Source organism: Streptomyces sp. LN549 (genome assembly GCF_043203805.1).
In the GTDB taxonomy this organism is placed as follows: Bacteria; Actinomycetota; Actinomycetes; order Streptomycetales; family Streptomycetaceae; genus Streptomyces.
Genome location: NZ_JAZHRI010000002.1, coordinates 6703572 through 6721559, shown reverse-complemented (window position 1 = coordinate 6721559; position 17988 = coordinate 6703572). Strand labels below are relative to the sequence as shown.

General features: G+C 70.7%; 16 protein-coding genes. 7 read left to right on the top strand and 9 right to left on the bottom strand.

The features are described from left to right. Positions 1-47: 47 nt before the first annotated feature. From SH922_RS30195 to miaA, 5 genes are all read right to left on the bottom strand, one after another. Complete coding sequence (locus SH922_RS30195; protein WP_393061362.1) at positions 48-1502, bottom strand: M1 family metallopeptidase; 1455 nt, start codon at positions 1500-1502, stop codon at positions 48-50. 95 nt (positions 1503-1597) lie between these two features. Beyond that, complete coding sequence (locus tag SH922_RS30190; RefSeq protein WP_393061361.1) at positions 1598-3730, bottom strand: RelA/SpoT family protein; 2133 nt, start codon at positions 3728-3730, stop codon at positions 1598-1600. Positions 3731-3870: 140 nt separating this feature from the next. Continuing rightward, positions 3871-4743, bottom strand: a complete 873-nt coding sequence (gene dapF, locus SH922_RS30185) for a diaminopimelate epimerase (protein ID WP_393061360.1) — start codon at positions 4741-4743, stop codon at positions 3871-3873. Positions 4744-4838: 95 nt separating this feature from the next. Beyond that, positions 4839-5279, bottom strand: a complete 441-nt coding sequence (locus SH922_RS30180; protein ID WP_393063733.1) for a hypothetical protein — start codon at positions 5277-5279, stop codon at positions 4839-4841. A 102-nt stretch (positions 5280-5381) separates the two neighbouring features. Continuing rightward, complete coding sequence (miaA, locus tag SH922_RS30175; RefSeq protein WP_393061358.1) at positions 5382-6320, bottom strand: tRNA (adenosine(37)-N6)-dimethylallyltransferase MiaA; 939 nt, start codon at positions 6318-6320, stop codon at positions 5382-5384. Positions 6321-6558: 238 nt separating this feature from the next. On the opposite strand from miaA, the gene SH922_RS30170 reads away from it, so the two are divergent. Next, on the top strand, positions 6559-6822 hold the full coding sequence (locus SH922_RS30170) for an antitoxin (protein WP_393061356.1): 264 nt from the start codon (positions 6559-6561) through the stop codon (positions 6820-6822). Between the two features lie 78 nt (positions 6823-6900). Here SH922_RS30170 and SH922_RS30165 read toward each other — a convergent pair whose 3' ends face one another. Together SH922_RS30165 and miaB are read right to left on the bottom strand one after the other, a co-directional pair. Beyond that, complete coding sequence (locus SH922_RS30165) at positions 6901-7614, bottom strand: class III extradiol dioxygenase subunit B-like domain-containing protein (RefSeq protein WP_393061354.1); 714 nt, start codon at positions 7612-7614, stop codon at positions 6901-6903. A 50-nt stretch (positions 7615-7664) separates the two neighbouring features. Then, the gene (miaB, locus tag SH922_RS30160; protein ID WP_393061352.1) at positions 7665-9185 is read right to left on the bottom strand and encodes a tRNA (N6-isopentenyl adenosine(37)-C2)-methylthiotransferase MiaB; all 1521 of its coding nucleotides are present in this window, start codon (positions 9183-9185) and stop codon (positions 7665-7667) included. Positions 9186-9319: 134 nt separating this feature from the next. Between miaB and SH922_RS30155 the strand changes: the two genes are divergently transcribed. Then, positions 9320-10318, top strand: a complete 999-nt coding sequence (locus SH922_RS30155) for a TAXI family TRAP transporter solute-binding subunit (RefSeq protein WP_393061350.1) — start codon at positions 9320-9322, stop codon at positions 10316-10318. 25 nt (positions 10319-10343) lie between these two features. Here the strand turns inward: SH922_RS30155 and SH922_RS30150 are convergent, their stop codons facing one another. Together SH922_RS30150 and SH922_RS30145 are read right to left on the bottom strand one after the other, a co-directional pair. Then, a complete protein-coding gene (locus SH922_RS30150; RefSeq protein WP_393061348.1) occupies positions 10344-11738 on the bottom strand; it encodes an ATP-binding protein in 1395 nt (464 codons plus the stop codon). A gap of 15 nt (positions 11739-11753) precedes the next feature. After that, positions 11754-12446 (bottom strand): response regulator transcription factor, encoded by a 693-nt coding sequence (locus SH922_RS30145; RefSeq protein WP_393061346.1) that lies wholly within the window; start codon positions 12444-12446, stop codon positions 11754-11756. Positions 12447-12762: 316 nt separating this feature from the next. On the opposite strand from SH922_RS30145, the gene SH922_RS30140 reads away from it, so the two are divergent. The 5 genes from SH922_RS30140 (at position 12763) to SH922_RS30120 (ending at position 17961) form a co-directional block, all read left to right on the top strand. Continuing rightward, positions 12763-13551 carry an amino acid ABC transporter ATP-binding protein gene (locus tag SH922_RS30140; RefSeq protein ID WP_350997293.1) on the top strand — a complete coding sequence of 263 codons (789 nt, stop codon included), beginning with the start codon at positions 12763-12765 and terminating at the stop codon, positions 13549-13551. Positions 13552-13620: 69 nt separating this feature from the next. Continuing rightward, positions 13621-14463, top strand: coding sequence for a glutamate ABC transporter substrate-binding protein (locus tag SH922_RS30135; RefSeq protein ID WP_393061343.1), 843 nt, complete (start codon positions 13621-13623; stop codon positions 14461-14463). A 74-nt stretch (positions 14464-14537) separates the two neighbouring features. Then, complete coding sequence (locus SH922_RS30130) at positions 14538-15203, top strand: amino acid ABC transporter permease (RefSeq protein WP_393061342.1); 666 nt, start codon at positions 14538-14540, stop codon at positions 15201-15203. Then, positions 15200-16108, top strand: a complete 909-nt coding sequence (locus SH922_RS30125; RefSeq protein ID WP_393061340.1) for an amino acid ABC transporter permease — start codon at positions 15200-15202, stop codon at positions 16106-16108. Before SH922_RS30130 ends, SH922_RS30125 begins: the two co-directional genes overlap by 4 nt. A gap of 239 nt (positions 16109-16347) precedes the next feature. Beyond that, on the top strand, positions 16348-17961 hold the full coding sequence (locus tag SH922_RS30120) for an FAD-dependent monooxygenase (RefSeq protein ID WP_393061338.1): 1614 nt from the start codon (positions 16348-16350) through the stop codon (positions 17959-17961). Positions 17962-17988: the final 27 nt, after the last annotated feature.

The window sequence follows — 17988 nt, the reverse complement described above, 5'->3', positions numbered from 1 at the left end:
GGCGACTCGTCGATAGTGGCACGGCGGGCCCGGCCCGTCACGCGGGTTTACCGCTGCCGCGCCGGTGTCGTACTGCGCCAGTCCGGGTGCCCCGGCATGGACGGCGTCTTCCGCCCGTACAGCCAGCCGTCGAAGAACGCGGTCAGGTCGCGTCCGGCCACCCGGGACGCCAGAGCGGTGAAGTCGGCCGTGGCGGCGTCGGAGTCGCGGTGCTTCCTCACCCAGAGCCTCTCCAGCCGGTCGAAGGCCCCACTGCCGATCTCCTGGCGGAGCGCGTACAGGACCAGCGCGCTTCCGTCGTACACCACCGGCCGGAACAGGCTGATCTTCTCGCCCGGTGCCGGCGCGGCGGGCCTGGCCGGCGGGCCGCCCTCGGCGCGCCAGCCGTCCGAGGCGGTGTAGGCGTCGCGCATCCGGCGCTCCAGCGGCTTGTCCGCGTGCTCCTCGGCGTAGCGCGCCTCGTACCAGCTGGCGTGCCCCTCGTTGAGCCAGAGATCGGACCAGGTCCGCGGGGAGACGCTGTTGCCGAACCACTGGTGGGCCAGCTCGTGGACCATGACCGAGTCGACGTACCACGCGGGGAAGCCGCCCTCGGTGAACAGGCGCCGCTCGAAGAGGGAGAGGGTCTGCGTCTCCAGCTCGAACCCGGTCTCGGTGTCGGCGACCAGCACGCCGTAGTTCTCGAAGGGGTAGCGGCCGACCTGCTGTTCCATCCATTCCAGCTGGCCCGGGGTCTTCTTCAGCCAGGGTTCGAGCTTCTCCCGGTCGGCGGCCGGGACGACATCGCGCACGGGCAGCCCGTGCGGGCCGGTGCGCTCGACGACGGCGGACCGGCCGATGCTGACCTGGGCCAGTTCGGTGGCCATGGGGTGGCCGGTGCGGTAGGTCCAGGTGGTGCGGTCACCATGGCTGGTCCGCCCGGTGCGCAGACCGTTGGCCACCACCGTCAGATCCTGCGGGGCCGTGATGCGGAAGGTGAAGTACGCCTTGTCGGCGGGGTGGTCGTTGCTGGGGAAGACCCGGTGGCCGGCGTCGGCCTGGTTGGCCATGGCGAGACCGTCGGCGGTCCGCACCCAGCCCCCGCTGTCCCGCTCGCCCGAGGGGTCACTGGTGTGGCGGACGGTGATGCGCAGGGGCACTCCTGCGGGGATGCTGCCCCGTGGCTCGATGATCAGGTCCTCGTCCTGGGTCGCGAAGTCGGCGCGCAGACCGTTGACTTCGACGGAGCGCACGGTGCCGCGGGTGAAGTCGAGGTTGATCCGCTCCAGCGGCTCGGTCGTCCGCGCGTCGATCGTGGTGACGGCGTCCAGCGGTTCGCTGTTGCGGCCTTCGTAGCTGAGGCCGATGTCGTAGGCGAGTACGTCGTATCCGGGGTTGCCGAGATGCGGGAAGAGCGGGTCCCCGATGCCGAGGGGCACCGGTGCGGGCAGGGTGGCGGCAACGAGGGTGGCCGATGCGGTGGCCAGCAGTGCGGCTCGGAGACGGCGGGAGAGGAACGGCATGGACTACGGCTACCAGCGCCGTCCCGCCGCAACGGGGCGGCGCGCGCCGCGCCACCCGAACGAGATCCGCCGTGGCGGAGGGTGCCGTGCCTCGGTCAGAATGCGGCGGCCGGCTGCTGGGCGCGGCTCACGTCGTAGACCCCCGGTACGTCACGCATGGCGCGCATCAGCGCGGGCAGCCCGGCGGCGTCGGGGAGTTGCAGGGTGTACGTGTGGCGTACGCGCTGTTCGCTGGGGGGTTCGACGGTGGCGGAAATGACCGCCGCGTCCGCACCGGCGATCGCCTCGGTGAGGTCGGCGAACAGCCGGGGCCTTCCGAACGACTCCGCGACCAGGGTCACCCGGCATTCGGCCGCGTCGCCCCAGCTCACGACGACCGGCACCCGGCCGACGGCCTCCATCCTGGCCACGACGGGACACTCCAGCCGGTGGACGGTGACGGCGCCTCCGCGCACCGTGAATCCGGTGACGTCGTCGGGGGGTACGGGGGTGCAGCAGCCCGCGAGCCGCACGGTGGTGTCGGGCCGCTCGACCACTGCGCTCACGGTGCGGCCGGCCGGCCCGGCGGATCCCGGTCGCGCTGGCCGGGAGTACCGGGCCGGTTGCGGACCGGTCCTGCGGCCGTCGGGCGGGGTTGCGGCGGCGGTTTCCGGGTCCTGTGGGTGGGCGTCGAGCCAGCCGGTGATGGCGATGCGGGCGGTGGGCGTCCGTGCGTGGTCGAGCCAGTCGGGCGAGGGCCCGGACGCGGCGTCCTCGGCGAGGAGCGGCTGGACCGTGTCACCGTCGCCGAGCACGGTGCTGAGCGTGGCCAGCCGGCCGTTGACCCGGGCCCCGATACAGCTGTGCGCGGCGTCCCCGTACTGCGCGTAGGCGGCGTCGACGCAGGTGGCGCCGGCGGGCAGGCCGAGCGTGCCGCCGTCGGTGCGGAAGACGGTGATCTCGCGGTCCTGGGCGAGGTCGGCGCGCAGGGTGGTCCAGAAGGTGTCGGGGTCGGGGGCGGACTGCTGCCACTGGAGGAGCCGGGAGAGCCAGCCGGGGCGGGTCGGGTCGGCCCGTTCGCCGTCGGCGGGTTCGGCGTTCGGTGCCGTGCCGTCCGCGGTGTACGGATTGCCGAGCGCGATGACGCCGGCCTCGGCGACCCTGTGCATGCGGTGGGTGCGGATGAGGACTTCGGCGACCTCGCCGTCCGGGCCCACCACCGCGGTGTGCAGCGACTGGTACAGGTTGAACTTGGGTGAGGCGATGAAGTCCTTGAACTCGGAGATCACCGGGGTGAAACAGGTGTGGAGCTCGCCGAGGACGGCGTAGCAGTCGGCGTCCTCGCCCACGAGCACCAACAGGCGTCCGAAGTCGCTGCCGCGCAGTTCGCCGCGTTTGATCCGGACGCGGTGCACGGAGACGAAGTGGCGTGGTCTGACGACCACTTCGGCGGTGATGTCGGCATCCCGGAGCACCGCGGCCACGTTGCCCGCGATGGCGGTGAGCGGGTCCGCCGCGGCGGTCGCGGCGGAGATCACGGCGCGGGTGTGCACGTACTCCTCGGGGTGGAGGATGGCGAAGACGAGATCCTCCAGCTCGGTCTTGAGCGCCTGGACACCGAGCCGTTCGGCGAGGGGGATCAGTACGTCGCGGGTGACCTTGGCGATCCTGGCCTGTTTCTCGGGGCGCATCACGCCGAGCGTGCGCATGTTGTGCAGCCGGTCGGCGAGCTTGATCGACATCACGCGGACGTCGTCGCCGGTGGCGACGAGCATCTTGCGGAAGGTCTCCGGCTCGGCGGCGGCCCCGTAGTCGACCTTCTCCAGCTTGGTCACGCCGTCGACGAGGTAGCAGACCTCCTCGCCGAACTGGTCCCGTACCTGGTCGAGGGTCACCTCGGTGTCCTCGACCGTGTCGTGGAGGAGGGAGGCGGTCAGGGTGGTGGTCTCGGCGCCGAGCTCGGCGAGGATGAGGGTGACCGCGAGCGGGTGCGTGATGTAGGGCTCGCCGCTCTTGCGCATCTGTCCGCGGTGCGAGCTCTCCGCGAGGACGTAGGCCCGGTGCAGCACGGCGAGATCGGCGTCGGGATGGTGGGCCCGGTGCGCCTCGGCGACATGGCCGATGGCGTCCGGCAGCCGGTCCCGGGATACCGGGCCGAGCAGGGCGACCCGGCCGAGCCTGCGGAGATCGATCCGGGGACGGCCCCGCCTGCGGATGGGAGCACCTGGGTTGGTGGCCTCTGCGCTCATGGGGCACCTCCGGCAACGTCGACCGGCGGTGGGGAGGTGCGGTCGCGCCTCCGGGCCGGTGCTTGATGCTACCGACCCCACCACGTGGCGGAGTCCGGCTCTCGCCCAGCGTGAAACGGATCACCCATTCGAGCGAAGCTCTATCCCCTGAGCGTTTCGAGCCAGACCGGATCGATCATGCCCTCGGCGACGATCACGGCCGCTCCGGTCATCTCGATCTCACCGTCCGGGTGCTCGGTGATCACCAGGGTGCCACCCGGCAGGTCGACGGTGTACGTGACCGGGGCCCCGGTCTCCGCCGGGTCCGCCGCGTCCCGGCGGGCCGCGGCGACGGCCACGGCGCAGGCGCCGGTTCCGCAGGAACGGGTCTCGCCCGAGCCCCGCTCGTGGACCCTCATCGCGACGTGCCGGGGCCCGCGGTCCACGACGAACTCGATGTTGACCCCGTCGGGGTAGACGGCGGCGGGTGCGAAGGACGGCTCGCGGAAGAGGTCCCCGGCGTGAGCCAGATCGTCGACGAACGCGATCGCGTGCGGATTGCCCATGTTCACGTTGAGGGCGTCCCAGCTGCGGCCTCCGACGGTGACGGTGACTCCGTCGGCGGGAAGCAGGGCGCGGCCCATCGAGACCGTGACGTCGCCGTTCTTGGCGAGGTGCACCTTCTTCACGCCGCCGCGGGTGGCGACCGCGAGGTCGCCCTCCTCCACGGCACCGACGCGCTGCAGGTAGCGCGCGAAGACCCGCACGCCGTTGCCGCACATCTCGGCGATGGAGCCGTCGGCGTTGCGGTAGTCCATGAACCACTCGGCCTCGCCGGCCATGGCCTGCGCCTCGGGGTGCGCGGCGGACCTCACGACGTGCAGCAGACCGTCACCGCCGATGCCGGCGCGGCGGTCGCACAGCCCTGCGACGAGGGACGCGGGCAGGTCGAGGGCGTTGTCCGGGTCGGGAACGATCACGAAGTCGTTCTCGGTGCCGTGGCCCTTGAGGAAGGCGATCTGCGAGATGGTCACAGGACAACTGTACGAGCCCGCTCCGACAGCTCGGGGAACCGGCCCGCCGGAAGGCGAGGGTCGCCCCGGCCGTCACGCACGGCCCGGCCCGGTCCTCAGTTCTGAAGTCGTGCCACGCGCCAGACGGCCAGCGCGACCAGTGCGGCGCACACCGCCACGTACAGCGCGATCACCCGCCAGTCGGCCCGCTCCCCGGAACCCCGGGACGGCAGTCCCGGCCAGGTGTACCCGACGCGGCGGGCCGCCATCATGCCCCAGCCCGCGGCGCAGCAGCTGATCAGGAGTCCCAGCATCGCGACCACCGGGCCGCCGTCGCCCACCTCGAAGGCGAGCGGGAAGGCGAACATCAGCGATCCCAGCGCGGCGAGCATGATGATCGGCGCGAGCTGCCAGATACGCATCCGCCGGGCGGGACGCAGCTCCACCTCGACCTCGGGGGTCACGGCGAGCTCATCGGGCCCGTCGGGGCTCAGGCCTCCTGCTTCGTGCTGCGTGTCCGGTGCGTCTTGCTCTGTGTCGCGAGGGCCGGCCTCCATCGCCACGCGCCCTCCCAACTCGGACTGGTCGATCGAAGCTCGATGATGGCACGCCGCAGGTCGCCGAATTGACGGGCGGGGCTTCCCGATGCCATCACGTGATCAGGCTGTAACCGCTCGTTCGACCAACGCCAGCGCCCGGCCCGGGAGTTCCCCGCGATGCTCCACGGCACCGTTCAGCCACTGGACGCGCGGGTCGCGGCGGAACCAGGAGTCCTGGCGACGCGCGAAGCGCTTGGTGGCGCGCACGGTCTCGGTGCGCGCCTCGTCCTCGGTGCACTCCCCTGCCAGGGCGGTGAGCACCTGTTGATAGCCGAGCGCCCGGGATGCGGTGCGCCCTTCCCGTAGACCCCGCGCCTCCAGGGTGCGCACCTCGTCCACGAGTCCGGCCTCCCACATCCGGTCGACTCGCACCGCGATGCGCTCGTCGAGCTCCGGGCGCGCCACGTCGACGCCGATCTGGACGGCGTCGTAGACCGCATCGTTACCCGGGAGGTTGGCGGTGAAGGGCTTGCCGGTGATCGCGATGACCTCAAGGGCCCGCACGATGCGCCGGCCGTTGCTCGGCAGGATGGCACGGCCCGCCTCGGGGTCGGCCGCGGAGAGCCGCTCGTGCAGCGCTCCGGAGCCGTGCTCGGCCAGCTCCGCCTCCAGCGCGGCGCGGACGCCGGGGTCCGTCCCGGGGAACTCCAGTGCGTCGATCGCACCCTTCACATACAGACCGGAACCGCCCACCAGGACGGGCGTGCGGCCCTCGGCGAGCAGCCGGTCGATCTCGTTCCGGGCCAGGCGCTGGTACTCCGCGACACTGGCGGTCTCGGTGACGTCCCAGATGTCCAGCAATCGGTGGGGTACGGACCCGCGCTCGTCGAGCGTCAGCTTGGCGGTGCCGATGTCCATTCCCCGGTAGAGCTGCATGGAGTCGGCATTGACCACTTCGCCCCCGAGCTGCTGGGCGAGGAACACCCCCAGGTCGGACTTTCCGGCTGCGGTGGGACCGACGACGGCGATGACCCGCGGTGCGGGAGCTGGACTTCTCACTGCCACAGTCTCGCAAACCTCGGGGCCGTTCCCGAATGGGCGATGCGCGGGCCGTGGGGTGGCCGCCCAGTCACGCACCGCCGAGTAAAGTGATGTCTATATATGGGTGGTTTCTCATGGTTCCGCCGTTTGTCCTCCAGAACCGCCGATGCCGCGACCGGGAGAGTACGGGGCAGCAGGGCGGGTACCGGGGCCGGAGAGAGCACGCGCACGCAGCCCCCAGCAGAGAAGGTGTCCGATGGGCTTCATGGACAATTTGAAGGCGAAGCTGAGCCCCGCGAAGGACAAGGTGAGCGGCCTCGCGCAGCAGCACGGGGACAAGATCGACCAGGGGCTCGACAAGGCCGCGCGGACGGTGGACGCGAAGACCAAGGGCAAGTACAGCGACAAGATCGTGTCCGGCACGCAGAAGGCCAAGGGAGCCGTGGACCGGCTGGCCCAGAAGGACGGGGGCGGTACGCCGCCCGCTCCGGGCAGCACTCCGCCGCCGCCCGCTTCCTGACACCGGGCCGGCAGAACAGCACGACGGCCGTGGAGCGGCATCGCTCCACGGCCGTCGTGCGTGCGGCGCTTACGACGGTCAGGACCAGGCGGCGACCATGTAGCCCACGCCGTACGGCGCGTCGTCGTACAGCAGCCGGCCGTCCAGTCCCGCTGCCTCGCCCGCCCCCGCGAGCACCTGCCAGGGGGCGCGGCCCGCAGCCTTGAGTTCGTACGCCAGCGCCTCGTCCAGCGCGATCAGCGCACCCGTGTCCGCCGCCCCCAGCGCGCGCGATGCCGCCGCGTCGAACCCGGCGGCGCGCTCGTCGAGGTAGCCGGGCGCCTTCAGGGTGCGGCAGGCACTGCCGTCGCCCATCACCAGCAGCGCGACCCGGTCCGCGCGGGCGGCCAGCGCACGCCCCGTCTCCGTGCAGCGGGCGGTCTCCAGCGGCTCCCCCACACCGAGCGCCTCGACCGGGGTGCCCGCCCATCCGGTGCGCGACAGCAGCCACGCGCCGACCGCGAGCGACGGGGCGAGCGGGCGCTCGGCGACCGTGCCCAGGTCCCGCCCCAGTCGCACGTCGAGGTCCACACCGAACTCCTGGAAGCCACCGGTGGCGCCCTCGGGGTGAGGGCCCCGGCCCGCGAGGTCCGCCGGGCCGATCACGATCAGCAGATCGGGACGGGAGGCCGCGAGCACGCCCAGGGCGTCGGTGCACGCGGTCCTGGCGGCATCGAGCTCGGGCGCGGCACCGGCGGCGACATCGGGGACCAGCAGCGGCGGACAGGGGCAGACAGCGGCGGCGACAAGCATGGTGGGCAGCGTACTGGCTGGGCTCGGCCGCTCCGGGAGCGGTACGCCCGTCAGTCGCAGCCGCAGCCCGGTGCCGAGGCGGCGGGCAGCGGCGCCGGGGCGCCGATCCCCGGCAGGCCCAGCATGACGCCGGCCGGCTTGGCGGCCGCGGCGGCGGTGCGCTTCTCCCAGGCGTCGCCCGAACGGGTCCGCCGCACCCCGAGCGGCGCGCCCTCGGCGAGGAGGTGGTGCGGGGCCGCGTAGCTGATCTCGACGGTCACCACGTCGCCCGGCCGTACGTCCTGGTCCGGCTTGGTGAAGTGGACCAGGCGGTTGTCGGGGGCGCGGCCGGACAGCCGGTGGGTGGCGCCGTCCTTGCGGCCCTCGCCCTCCGCGACCATGACGTCCAGCGTGCGGCCGACCTGCTTCTTGTTCTCCGACCAGGAGATCTCCTCCTGGAGGACGGACAGGCGCATGTACCGCTCCTGGACGACCTCCTTGGGGATCTGCCCGTCCATGTCGGCGGCGGGGGTTCCGGGGCGCTTGGAGTACTGGAAGGTGAAGGCGTTGGCGAAGCGCGCCTCACGGACCGCGTGCATGGTCTGCTCGAAGTCCTCCTCGGTCTCACCGGGGAAGCCGACGATGATGTCGGTGGAGATCGCCGCGTCCGGCATCGCCGCCCGCACCTTGTCGATGATGCCGAGGAAGCGTTCCTGCCGGTACGAGCGGCGCATCGCCTTGAGGATCGTGTCCGAGCCGGACTGCATGGGCATGTGCAGCTGCGGCATCACGTTCGGCGTCTCGGCCATGGCGGCGATCACGTCGTCGGTGAAGTCGCGCGGGTGCGGCGAGGTGAAGCGGACCCGCTCCAGGCCCTCGATCCGTCCGCAGGCGCGCAGCAGCTTGGAGAAGGCCTCGCGGTCGCCGATGTCGGAGCCGTACGCGTTCACGTTCTGGCCGAGCAGGGTGATCTCGGAGACGCCCTCGGCGACCAGGGCCTCGATCTCGGCCAGGATGTCGCCGGTACGGCGGTCCTTCTCCTTGCCGCGCAGCGCCGGGACGATGCAGAAGGTGCAGGTGTTGTTGCAGCCGACGGAGATCGAGACCCAGGCGGCGTACGCGGACTCGCGGCGCGTGGGCAGCGTCGAGGGGAACGCCTCAAGGGATTCGGCGATCTCGATCTGCGCCTCCTCCTGGATCCGGGCGCGCTCCAGCAGCACGGGCAGCTTGCCGATGTTGTGCGTACCGAATACGACGTCGACCCAGGGGGCCCGCTCGACGATGGTGTCGCGGTCCTTCTGCGCGAGGCAGCCGCCGACGGCGATCTGCATCCCGGGGCGCTTCGTCTTCATCGGGGCGAGCCGGCCGAGGTTGCCGTAGAGCTTGTTGTCGGCGTTCTCCCGCACCGCGCAGGTGTTGAAGACGACGACGTCGGCGTCACCGTCACAGCCCTCGGGCGCCCGCACATAGCCGGCGTCCTCCAGCAGCCCCGACAGCCGCTCGGAGTCGTGGACGTTCATCTGGCACCCGTAGGTGCGCACCTCATAGCTTTTTCTGACGTCCACTGCTTCGCTCCGGTTGCCGCTGCTCATGCGACAAGGGTAGGCGCTGCGCGGACACCTCCCGCCGCGGGCGGTGTCCGGACCCCGCACCGGCAGCCGAGGCGGCCGTGAGATCCGCGGGCACCCCTGGCCAGGGCCGGGAAACACCTGGCAGGATCGCCGCCATGCTCCCGGCACTGTCCACAATCGGCCGGCGTCGCTCGCTGCGGGCGGGCGCCGCCCTCGTCGTCGTGCTCGGACTGCTTCTCTGGTGGCTGCTCCCCCTCGGCGACCCGGCGCCGACCGGGACGCTGAAGTTCAGTACCGGGGTCCGCAGCGGCGTCTACGAGCGCTACGGCGAGCGGCTCAGGGGTGCGCTCGCCAAGGACCTGCCCGAGGTGTCGATACAGCTGCAGACCAGCGAGGGCTCGCAGCAGAACATCGCCCGGGTCGCGACGGGCAAGGCCGACTTCACCATCGCCACCACTGACGCCGTCGCCACCTATCTCCGCGACCGCAAGCCGGGCGCCGACCGGCTGCGCGGCTGCGTCCGGCTGTACGACGACTACATCCAGCTTGTCGTGAAGCGGGACTCGGACATCCGCAAGGTCGCGGATCTGCGCGGCAAGACGGTCGCGGTCGGACAGCCTGGGTCGGGGGTGCGGCTGGTCGCCGACCGGCTGATGACGGCAGCGGGCCTGGACCCCGTGGCCGACGTGACGGCGGTGCCGGCCGGTATCGACACCATGCCGGAACTGCTGGAGGGCGGCCGGCTCGACGCGTTCTTCTGGTCCGGCGGGCTGCCCACCACAGCGGTGGCGGATCTCTCGGACCGGTTCTCGATCCGGCTGGTCCCGCTGGAGGACCCGCTCATCAAGGAGCTCCAGGCGGCCGGCGGCTCCACCCGCTACTACCGCTCGGCTGTGATGCCCGCCGACGCCTACGCGACCGCGCAGCAGGGACAGGCCGTCCCCACGGTGGCGGTCGCCAACGTGCTGGTGACCACGGACCGCACCGACGCGGCGATGACGGAGGCGTTCACCCGGACCGTGATCGACAGCCGGGACCGGATCGGGCGCGAGGTGCACGCCGCGCAGCTGGTGGACCTGCGGACGGCGATCTACACCGATCCGCTGCCGCTCCACGAAGGGGCCAAGCGCTACTACCGCTCGGTCAAGCCCTGAGACCCCGCCCCAGTGGCCCGGAGCCTCAGCCCTGCGGCCCGTTGCGCGGCACCGAGACCGTCACGCGCAGCCCGTGCGGTTCGTTCCGCGCGCAGGAGAGCGAGCCGGCGCTCGCGGCGAGGAGCGCCTTGGAGATGGAGAGGCCGAGGCCGGACCCCCGTACGTTCTGATGCTGGGAACTGCGCCAGAACCGGTCACCGACGCGCTCCATCTCCTGCTCGGTGAGCCCCGGTCCGCCGTCCGCCACGACAACGGTGACGCACGTGCTGTCGGAGGCGACCGTGACCCGGACCTCCTCGTCCTCGGGGGTGAACTTGAGGGCGTTGTCGATGATGGCGTCGAGCGCGCTGGACAGGGCGACGGGATCCGCCCAGGCGGTGACGGCCGATATGCCGTCCGCCCGCAGCCGTACGCCCTTCTCCTCGGCCACCGGCCGCCAGGAGGCGACCCGTTCGGAGCTGAGTGCGCCTATGTCCGTGAGCTGCAGATCGGCACCGGCGTGCTCGGCCAGCGCCAGGTCGAGCAGGTCGTCGAGAACCTGGCCGAGGCGCTTGCCCTCCGTACGCACGGAGGCGATCTCCTGGTTTCCCTCGGGCAGTTCGAGGGCGAGCAGTTCGATCCGCAGCAGCAGCGCTGCCAGCGGATTGCGCAGCTGGTGCGAGGCGTCCGCGACAAAGGCGCGCTGCTGCTCCAGCACGTCCTCGACGTTGTCGGCCATCTCGTTGAACGAACGGGCCAGGCGCCTGAGTTCGGGGGGTCCGCCCGACGCCGCCACCCGGGACCGCATCCGGCCGCTGGCGATGTCGTGGGCGGCCGCGTCCAGCGTCTGCACGGGGAGCAGGACCCATCCGGTGAGCCGGTTGGCGGCGCCGACGGCCACCAGCATCGCGATCACCTCTCCCGCGGCGATCAGCAGCCAGCCGCGGAGCGTGGCGGCGCGCATCTGGTCGGTGGGCGAGTCGATGACGACGACGGCGATCACATCGCCGTCCCGCACGACGGGCGAGGCGACGACCACCCGGCCGTCCTGCCAGGGCCAGACCTGGGGCGGATCGTGGCTGCGGCGGCCGAGCAGCGCCTCGTTGAACGCCTCGCGGCCCTCTCCCTCGACGGGCAGCCGCCAGGACCCTGGCGCCTTGGCCATCGCGGAGTCGTCACGGTAGAAGACGCCGGCCCGTATGCCGTACACGGAGTCGTACGTCTCCAGCTCGCCCTGGAGCGTGCGGCGCCGCTCGTCGTGGCCGCTCGTGCGCTCGGTGATGAACTGGGCGAGTGCGGCGAAGCGCGCCGTGTCGTCGATGCGGTCGATCACGACGCCCTGTTGCCGGGCCGCCGCCACGCTGACGGCCAGCGGGAAGCCGAGCGCGAGCAGGACCGCCGCCATGAGGACGATGAGGAGTGGAAGCAGCCGGGTACGCAACAGGACGTACGCCTTCTACGCGGACGGCGCGACGAGGCGGTAGCCGACCCCGCGCACGGTCTCGATCAGGGCGGGCAGCCGCAGCTTGGAGCGCAGGGAGGCGACATGCACCTCCAGGGTGCGCCCCGTCCCCTCCCAGCTCGTACGCCACACCTCGCTGATGATCTGCTCCCGGCGGAACACCACCCCGGGGCGCTGGGCGAGCAGCGCGAGCAGGTCGAACTCCTTGCGGGTGAGCTGCACTTCGCTCCCGTCGACACTGACCCGGCGCGTCGGCAGCTCGATGTGCACATGCCCCAGCCGCAGCGCCGCTACGGGCGTGGGAACGGTGTCCTCGGGACCCGTCTTGCGCCGGCTGACGGCGTGGATACGGGCGAGCAGCTCACCGGTGTCGTACGGCTTGGTCACGTAGTCGTCGGCGCCGAGGTTGAGTCCGTGGATCCGTGAGCGGACATCGGCCCGCGCCGTCACCATGATCACGGGCACGGAGCTGCGCTTGCGGATCTTCCCGCAGACCTCGTACCCGTCCTGGTCGGGCAGGCCGAGGTCGAGGAGCACGACACCGAAGGGTTCCGTATCGGTGGGAAGGAGCGCCTGCAGGGCCTCCTCGCCGCTGCGGGCGTGCACCACCTGGAATCCGTGCCGCGCGAGGATCGCGGACAGGGCGGCTGCGACGTGGTTGTCGTCCTCGACGAGCAGCAGTCTCATGGCCCCCCTCTCCGAAGGTCCGGTGTCTGTACGGTCACGTTCACCCCCGGTCACTTCCCCGTACCGGGGCGTTTCACGTCAGGGTGTATCAGGGCATCCACTCCGATGACCGGTGGGCCAGTCAAGTGCCCGCCCGTTACATCCGGGTTTCCGTTATGCACCCGGTACGCCCCGGGGCCCCGCAAGGCGCCCTGTTCACGCGGAGTGTCCGGTTGCCGCCGGATCGTTATGCTCAATTTCCGCTCAGATGTAATGACGCTGGTCGCACTGCGTCACTAAGGTCCTTCCCAACCGAGGAGGACGGAGCAAGAAGCCGATGAGCGGAGTTTCAGTGACCAAGGGCGCCGAGGACGCTGCACCCGCGCCCGGCGGCGACCTGGTTGTGCTGAGCAACGTCAACAAGCACTTCGGCGCGCTGCATGTGCTCCAGGACATCGACCTGACGATCGCCCGTGGCGAGGTCGTGGTCGTCATCGGACCCTCCGGGTCCGGTAAGTCCACGCTGTGCCGCACGATCAACCGCTTGGAGACGATCGACTCGGGCGCGATCTCGATCGACGGAAAGCCTCTGCCCGAAGAGGGCAAGGAGCTGGCGAGGCTGCGTGCCGATGTCGGCATGGTCTTCCAGTCGTTCAATCTCTTCGCGCACAAGACGGTGCTCGAGAACGTGACGCTCGGCCAGCTCAAGGTCCGCAAGGCGGACAAGAAGGCGGCCGAGGACAAGGCGCGTTCGCTGCTCGACCGGGTGGGCGTCGGGACCCAGGCCGACAAGTACCCGTCCCAGCTCTCCGGCGGCCAGCAGCAACGTGTGGCGATCGCGCGGGCGTTGGCGATGGACCCGAAGGTCATGCTCTTCGACGAGCCGACCTCCGCGCTCGACCCGGAGATGATCAACGAGGTGCTGGAGGTCATGCAGCAGCTCGCCCGCGACGGCATGACCATGGTCGTCGTCACCCACGAGATGGGCTTCGCGCGTTCCGCGGCCAACCGGGTCGTCTTCATGGCGGACGGGAAGATCGTCGAAGAAGCCACGCCCGACCAGTTCTTCAGCAACCCGCGCAGTGACCGTGCCAAGGACTTCCTGTCGAAGATCCTTCACCACTGATGGAGCCTTCAGCGCCGGTCTCCGGACCGGCTGATCACTCACATCGCGTCAACTCTAGGGAATTTCACCATGCAGCTTCGTAAGGTCACCGCCGCCTCGGCCGCCGTGCTCGCCCTCGCCCTGACCGCCACCGCCTGTGGTTCCGACGACAAGGACGACGCGTCCGGTTCGGGCGGCGGCAAGAAGATCACGATCGGCATCAAGATCGACCAGCCGGGTATCGGCCTGAAGACCCCGGACGGCAAGTACACCGGCTTCGACGTCGATGTCGCCACGTACGTAGCCAAGGAACTGGGCTACGACGCCAAGGACATCAACTTCAAGGAGACCAAGAGCGCCGACCGTGAGACGTCGATCGAGCGCGGTGACGTGAAGTTCATCGCCGCCTCCTACTCGATCAACGACGAGCGGCTGCAGAAGGTCGACTTCGCGGGCCCGTACCTCCTCGCCCACCAGGACATCCTGGTCCGCGCGGACGACAACTCCATCAAGTCGCCCGAGGATCTGAACAACAAGAACCTCTGCTCGGTCACCGGCTCGACCTCGGCGCAGAACGTCCACGACAAGCTGGCCCCGAAGGCTGAGCTCCAGGAGTACGGCGGCTACTCGGAGTGCCTGACCGGCCTGGAGAACAAGGCTGTTGACGCGCTGACCACCGATGACAGCATCCTGGCCGGCTACGCCTCGCAGGACGCCAACAAGGGCAAGTTCAAGCTGGCCGGCTTCAAGATGACCAACGAGAACTACGGCATCGGCCTGAAGAAGGGCGACGCCGACCTCAAGAAGAAGATCAACGACGCGCTCACCAAGATGGTCTCGGACGGTTCGTGGGACAAGGCCGTGAAGGCCAACTTCGGCCCGGCGGGCTACAAGAACGAGGCCGCTCCGAAGATCGGCAACGTCGTCAAGTGAAGCAGGGCTGACCGGGCGCGCCGCCACTGACGGCGGCGCGCCGTGCCCTCCTACACGCGGAAGCGCGGGAGATCGTGTTCGACTTTCTTGAAGGTTACGACCTGCTGGGGGCCTTCTGGGTGACGGTGCAACTCACCGTCTACTCCGCCCTCGGCTCCCTCATATGGGGAACGCTCCTGGCCGGCATGAAGGTCAGCCCGGTCCCCCTGATGCGCGGTTTCGCGACCGGCTATGTGAACGTGGTCCGGAACATTCCGTTGACCGTGATCATTCTCTTCTCGTCGCTGGGTCTGTTCTCGACGCTCGGCGTCAAGCTCGGCGGCGACGGCTTCACGAGTATCAACTTCCGGCTCGCGGTACTCGCTCTGAGCGCCTACACCGCCGCGTTCGTGTGCGAAGCACTGCGGTCGGGTATCAACACGGTGCCGGTCGGTCAGGCCGAGGCGGCACGCGCCCTCGGCCTGAGCTTCGCCCAGGTCCTGCGGCTGATCATCCTCCCGCAGGCCTTCCGCTCGGTCGTCAATCCGCTCTCCAACGTGCTGATCGCGCTGACGAAGAACACCACTGTCGCTTCCGCGATCGGTGTGGCGGAGGCCTCGTACCTGATGAAGGGCATGATCGAGAAGGAAGCGCAACTGATCCTGATCTCGGCGGTCTTCGCCTTCGGCTTCATCGTTCTGACCCTCCCGACCGGCCTCGTCCTCGGCTGGGTGAGCAAGAAGGTGGCGGTGAAGCGATGACCTCGGTCCTCTACGACGCCCAGGGACCGCGCGCCAAGCGGCGGAACATCCTCTACACCGTCCTGTTCGTACTCGTCGCCGCAACCGTGGTGTGGTGGGTGTACGACGGTCTCGCCTCGAAGCACCAGCTCGACTGGATCAAGTGGAAGCCCTTCTTCACCAGCCCCCAGCCGTGGGAGACGTTCATCTGGCCCGGGGTCCAGAACACGCTCAAGGCGGCGTTCTTCGCGCTGATCATCGCGCTGCCCCTCGGCGCCCTGTTCGGAATCGGCCGGCTCTCGGACCACCGGTGGATGCGGGTGCCGTCCGGCGTGGTCGTGGAGTTCTTCCGGGCCATTCCGGTGCTGATCCTGATGATCATCGCGAATGCGGTGTACTCCGAGTACACGAACATCGACACCGAAACCCGTCCTCTGTACGCCGTGGTCACAGGACTGGTGCTCTACAACGCCTCGGTGCTCGCCGAGATCGTGCGCGCCGGCATCCTGACCCTCCCCCAGGGGCAGACCGACGCAGCGAAGGCCATCGGTATGCGCAAGGGCCAGACCATGGTCTTCGTGCTGCTGCCGCAGGCGGTCACCGCCATGCTCCCCGCGATCGTCAGCCAGCTCGTGGTGATCGTGAAGGACACCGCACTGGGCGGCGCGGTGATGACCTTCCCTGAGCTGCTGGCGTCGGTCCGGCCGATGGCCGCGAACTACGGCTCGAACACCATCGCGTGCTTCACGATCATCGCCGTGATCTACATCGCGCTGAACTTCACTCTCACGTCGTTCGCGAGCTGGCTGGAGCGGCGGCTGCGACAGAGGAAGAAGAGCACCGGCACCGTCGTGGGCACCGGCCCGGGGGGCGCGCCGGAGACGGTCGGTGCGCCGGTGGTCGTCATGGACTCGTCCTCCACCTGACGGCTCGTCTACTGACGTCCGCGAGGGGCGGTGGCGCATGCGCCACCGCCCCTCGCCGCGTTCCGGTGTCACTTGACGCGCGCACCGGCAGTAGGTTGCATACGTTCTGTGATCGCGCCCCGAGCCTCCGCTGCCGCATCTCCTTCGACACCGCCCTCCGCCTCTGGGGCCGTCCCGGCCTCCTCGCTCCTCCCGTGCGCCTCCGCGCGTCCGACCGCAGGTGTTCCGGGGGCCGCGCCGTGGACCCGGTGATCATCGTCGGTGCCGGGCCCGTCGGCCTGGTGCTGTCGCTCGCCCTCGCAGCGCAGGGTGTGCCCTCCGTGCTCCTCGACGAGGACCCCGGCAAGGACGAGACACGTCCCGCCCGCTCGGTCGTGCTGCGCGAGGGCACCGCCGACCTGGTGGAACGGCTCGGCTGCAAGAGGCTCCAGGACGAGGGCCTCCGCTGGACAGGCTGGCGGTCCGTGCGGCGCCGGCAGCTGGTACGCGAGCTCCCGCTCGGCGAGGGCGCGCCCGGTGGCGACCCGCCGGCCGCCCCCGTCCACGTACCGCAGCACGCGCTCGTACGTGGACTGCGGGACGCGGTGGCCGCGCAGGAACTCGTACAGACGGCGCGGCTCAGCCGCGTCGACACCCTGGAGCAGGACCCCGACGGGGTCACGGTGCACACGCGTGAGCCCGGTTCCACCTGGTGGCGCGGGAGTTACCTGGTCGGCTGCGACGGGGCGCGCTCCACCGTGCGCAAGCTCCTCGACATTCGGTTCCCCGGGCGTACGGCGGTGGAGCGGCATGCCGTCGCCGCGTTGCGCACCGAACTGCCCTGGCCCGGCGAAGCCGTGCTGCACCGGCTGCCGCCCTGGCGCACCGGCGGCGCCGAGGTCACCGCGCGGCCGCTGCCGGACGGTGTCTGGCGGCTGGACTGGCTGCTGCCGCCGCGCGGCGAACTCGTCACGCCGGACGCCCTCGTCACCCGGGTCCGGGACACCCTGGCGGGCTGGTGCGGCGAGACACCCCCTTACGAACTGCTGGACACCGGCGTCTACACGCTCCACCACCGGCTGGCCCGGAGGTGGCGGGTGAAGAGGGCGTTCCTCGCCGGGGACGCCGCGCATCTGCTGGGCGCCCTCGGCACCCAGGGGCTCGACGAGGGGCTCCGGGACGCCGAGAACCTGGCGTGGAAGCTGGCGCTGGCCTGGCATCACGGCGCGTCCGATGTGCTCCTCGACAGCTACCAGGCCGAGCGCCGGGCGGCGGTCGCCTCTCGGCTGCGCGCCGCCGATCAGTCGCTGCCGATACTGCGGGGCGGCGGGGGTCTGCGGACCCTGGTCCCGGGGAGCGCACGGGGGCACGATTCGCTGCTCACCGACGGACATCTGGGTTGTGGCCCCCTCGGTGCGCCCCCTTCCTACTCCCATTCCCCCCTTGCGCCCCCACGCGCCGAGGCGCACACCGCCGTGGGCACGCCCCCCGGTGCGCCGGTCGCGGATGTGCGGGTCACCGCGCCCGACGGAACGCCCGTACGGCTCAGGGAACGGCTCGGGCAGGGGCATCTGCTGGTGGTGCTCGTGGCGCCGGGGACCGGGGTCTGGGACCGGCGGCACTGGATGCGGGCGGGGATCATGCCGCGGCTCGTGGAGACGGTCGACGCCCTCCCCGTGAAGGCCGAACTCCTGGTGACCGAGAGCTATCCGGGGGCTTCGGCCCACACCGTCCTGCTGGTCCGGCCGGACGGCCATCTCGTGGAGTCGTTCGGCGGAGTCAGGCCGGCGGACCTCCTCGCGGCAGCGGACGCGGCGCGCGGCGGCGCGGCCCTCACCTCCGTACGCTCCGGCCGGACCGCAGACGTCAATTGACCGACGCAGGCGCACATGGTCTACTCC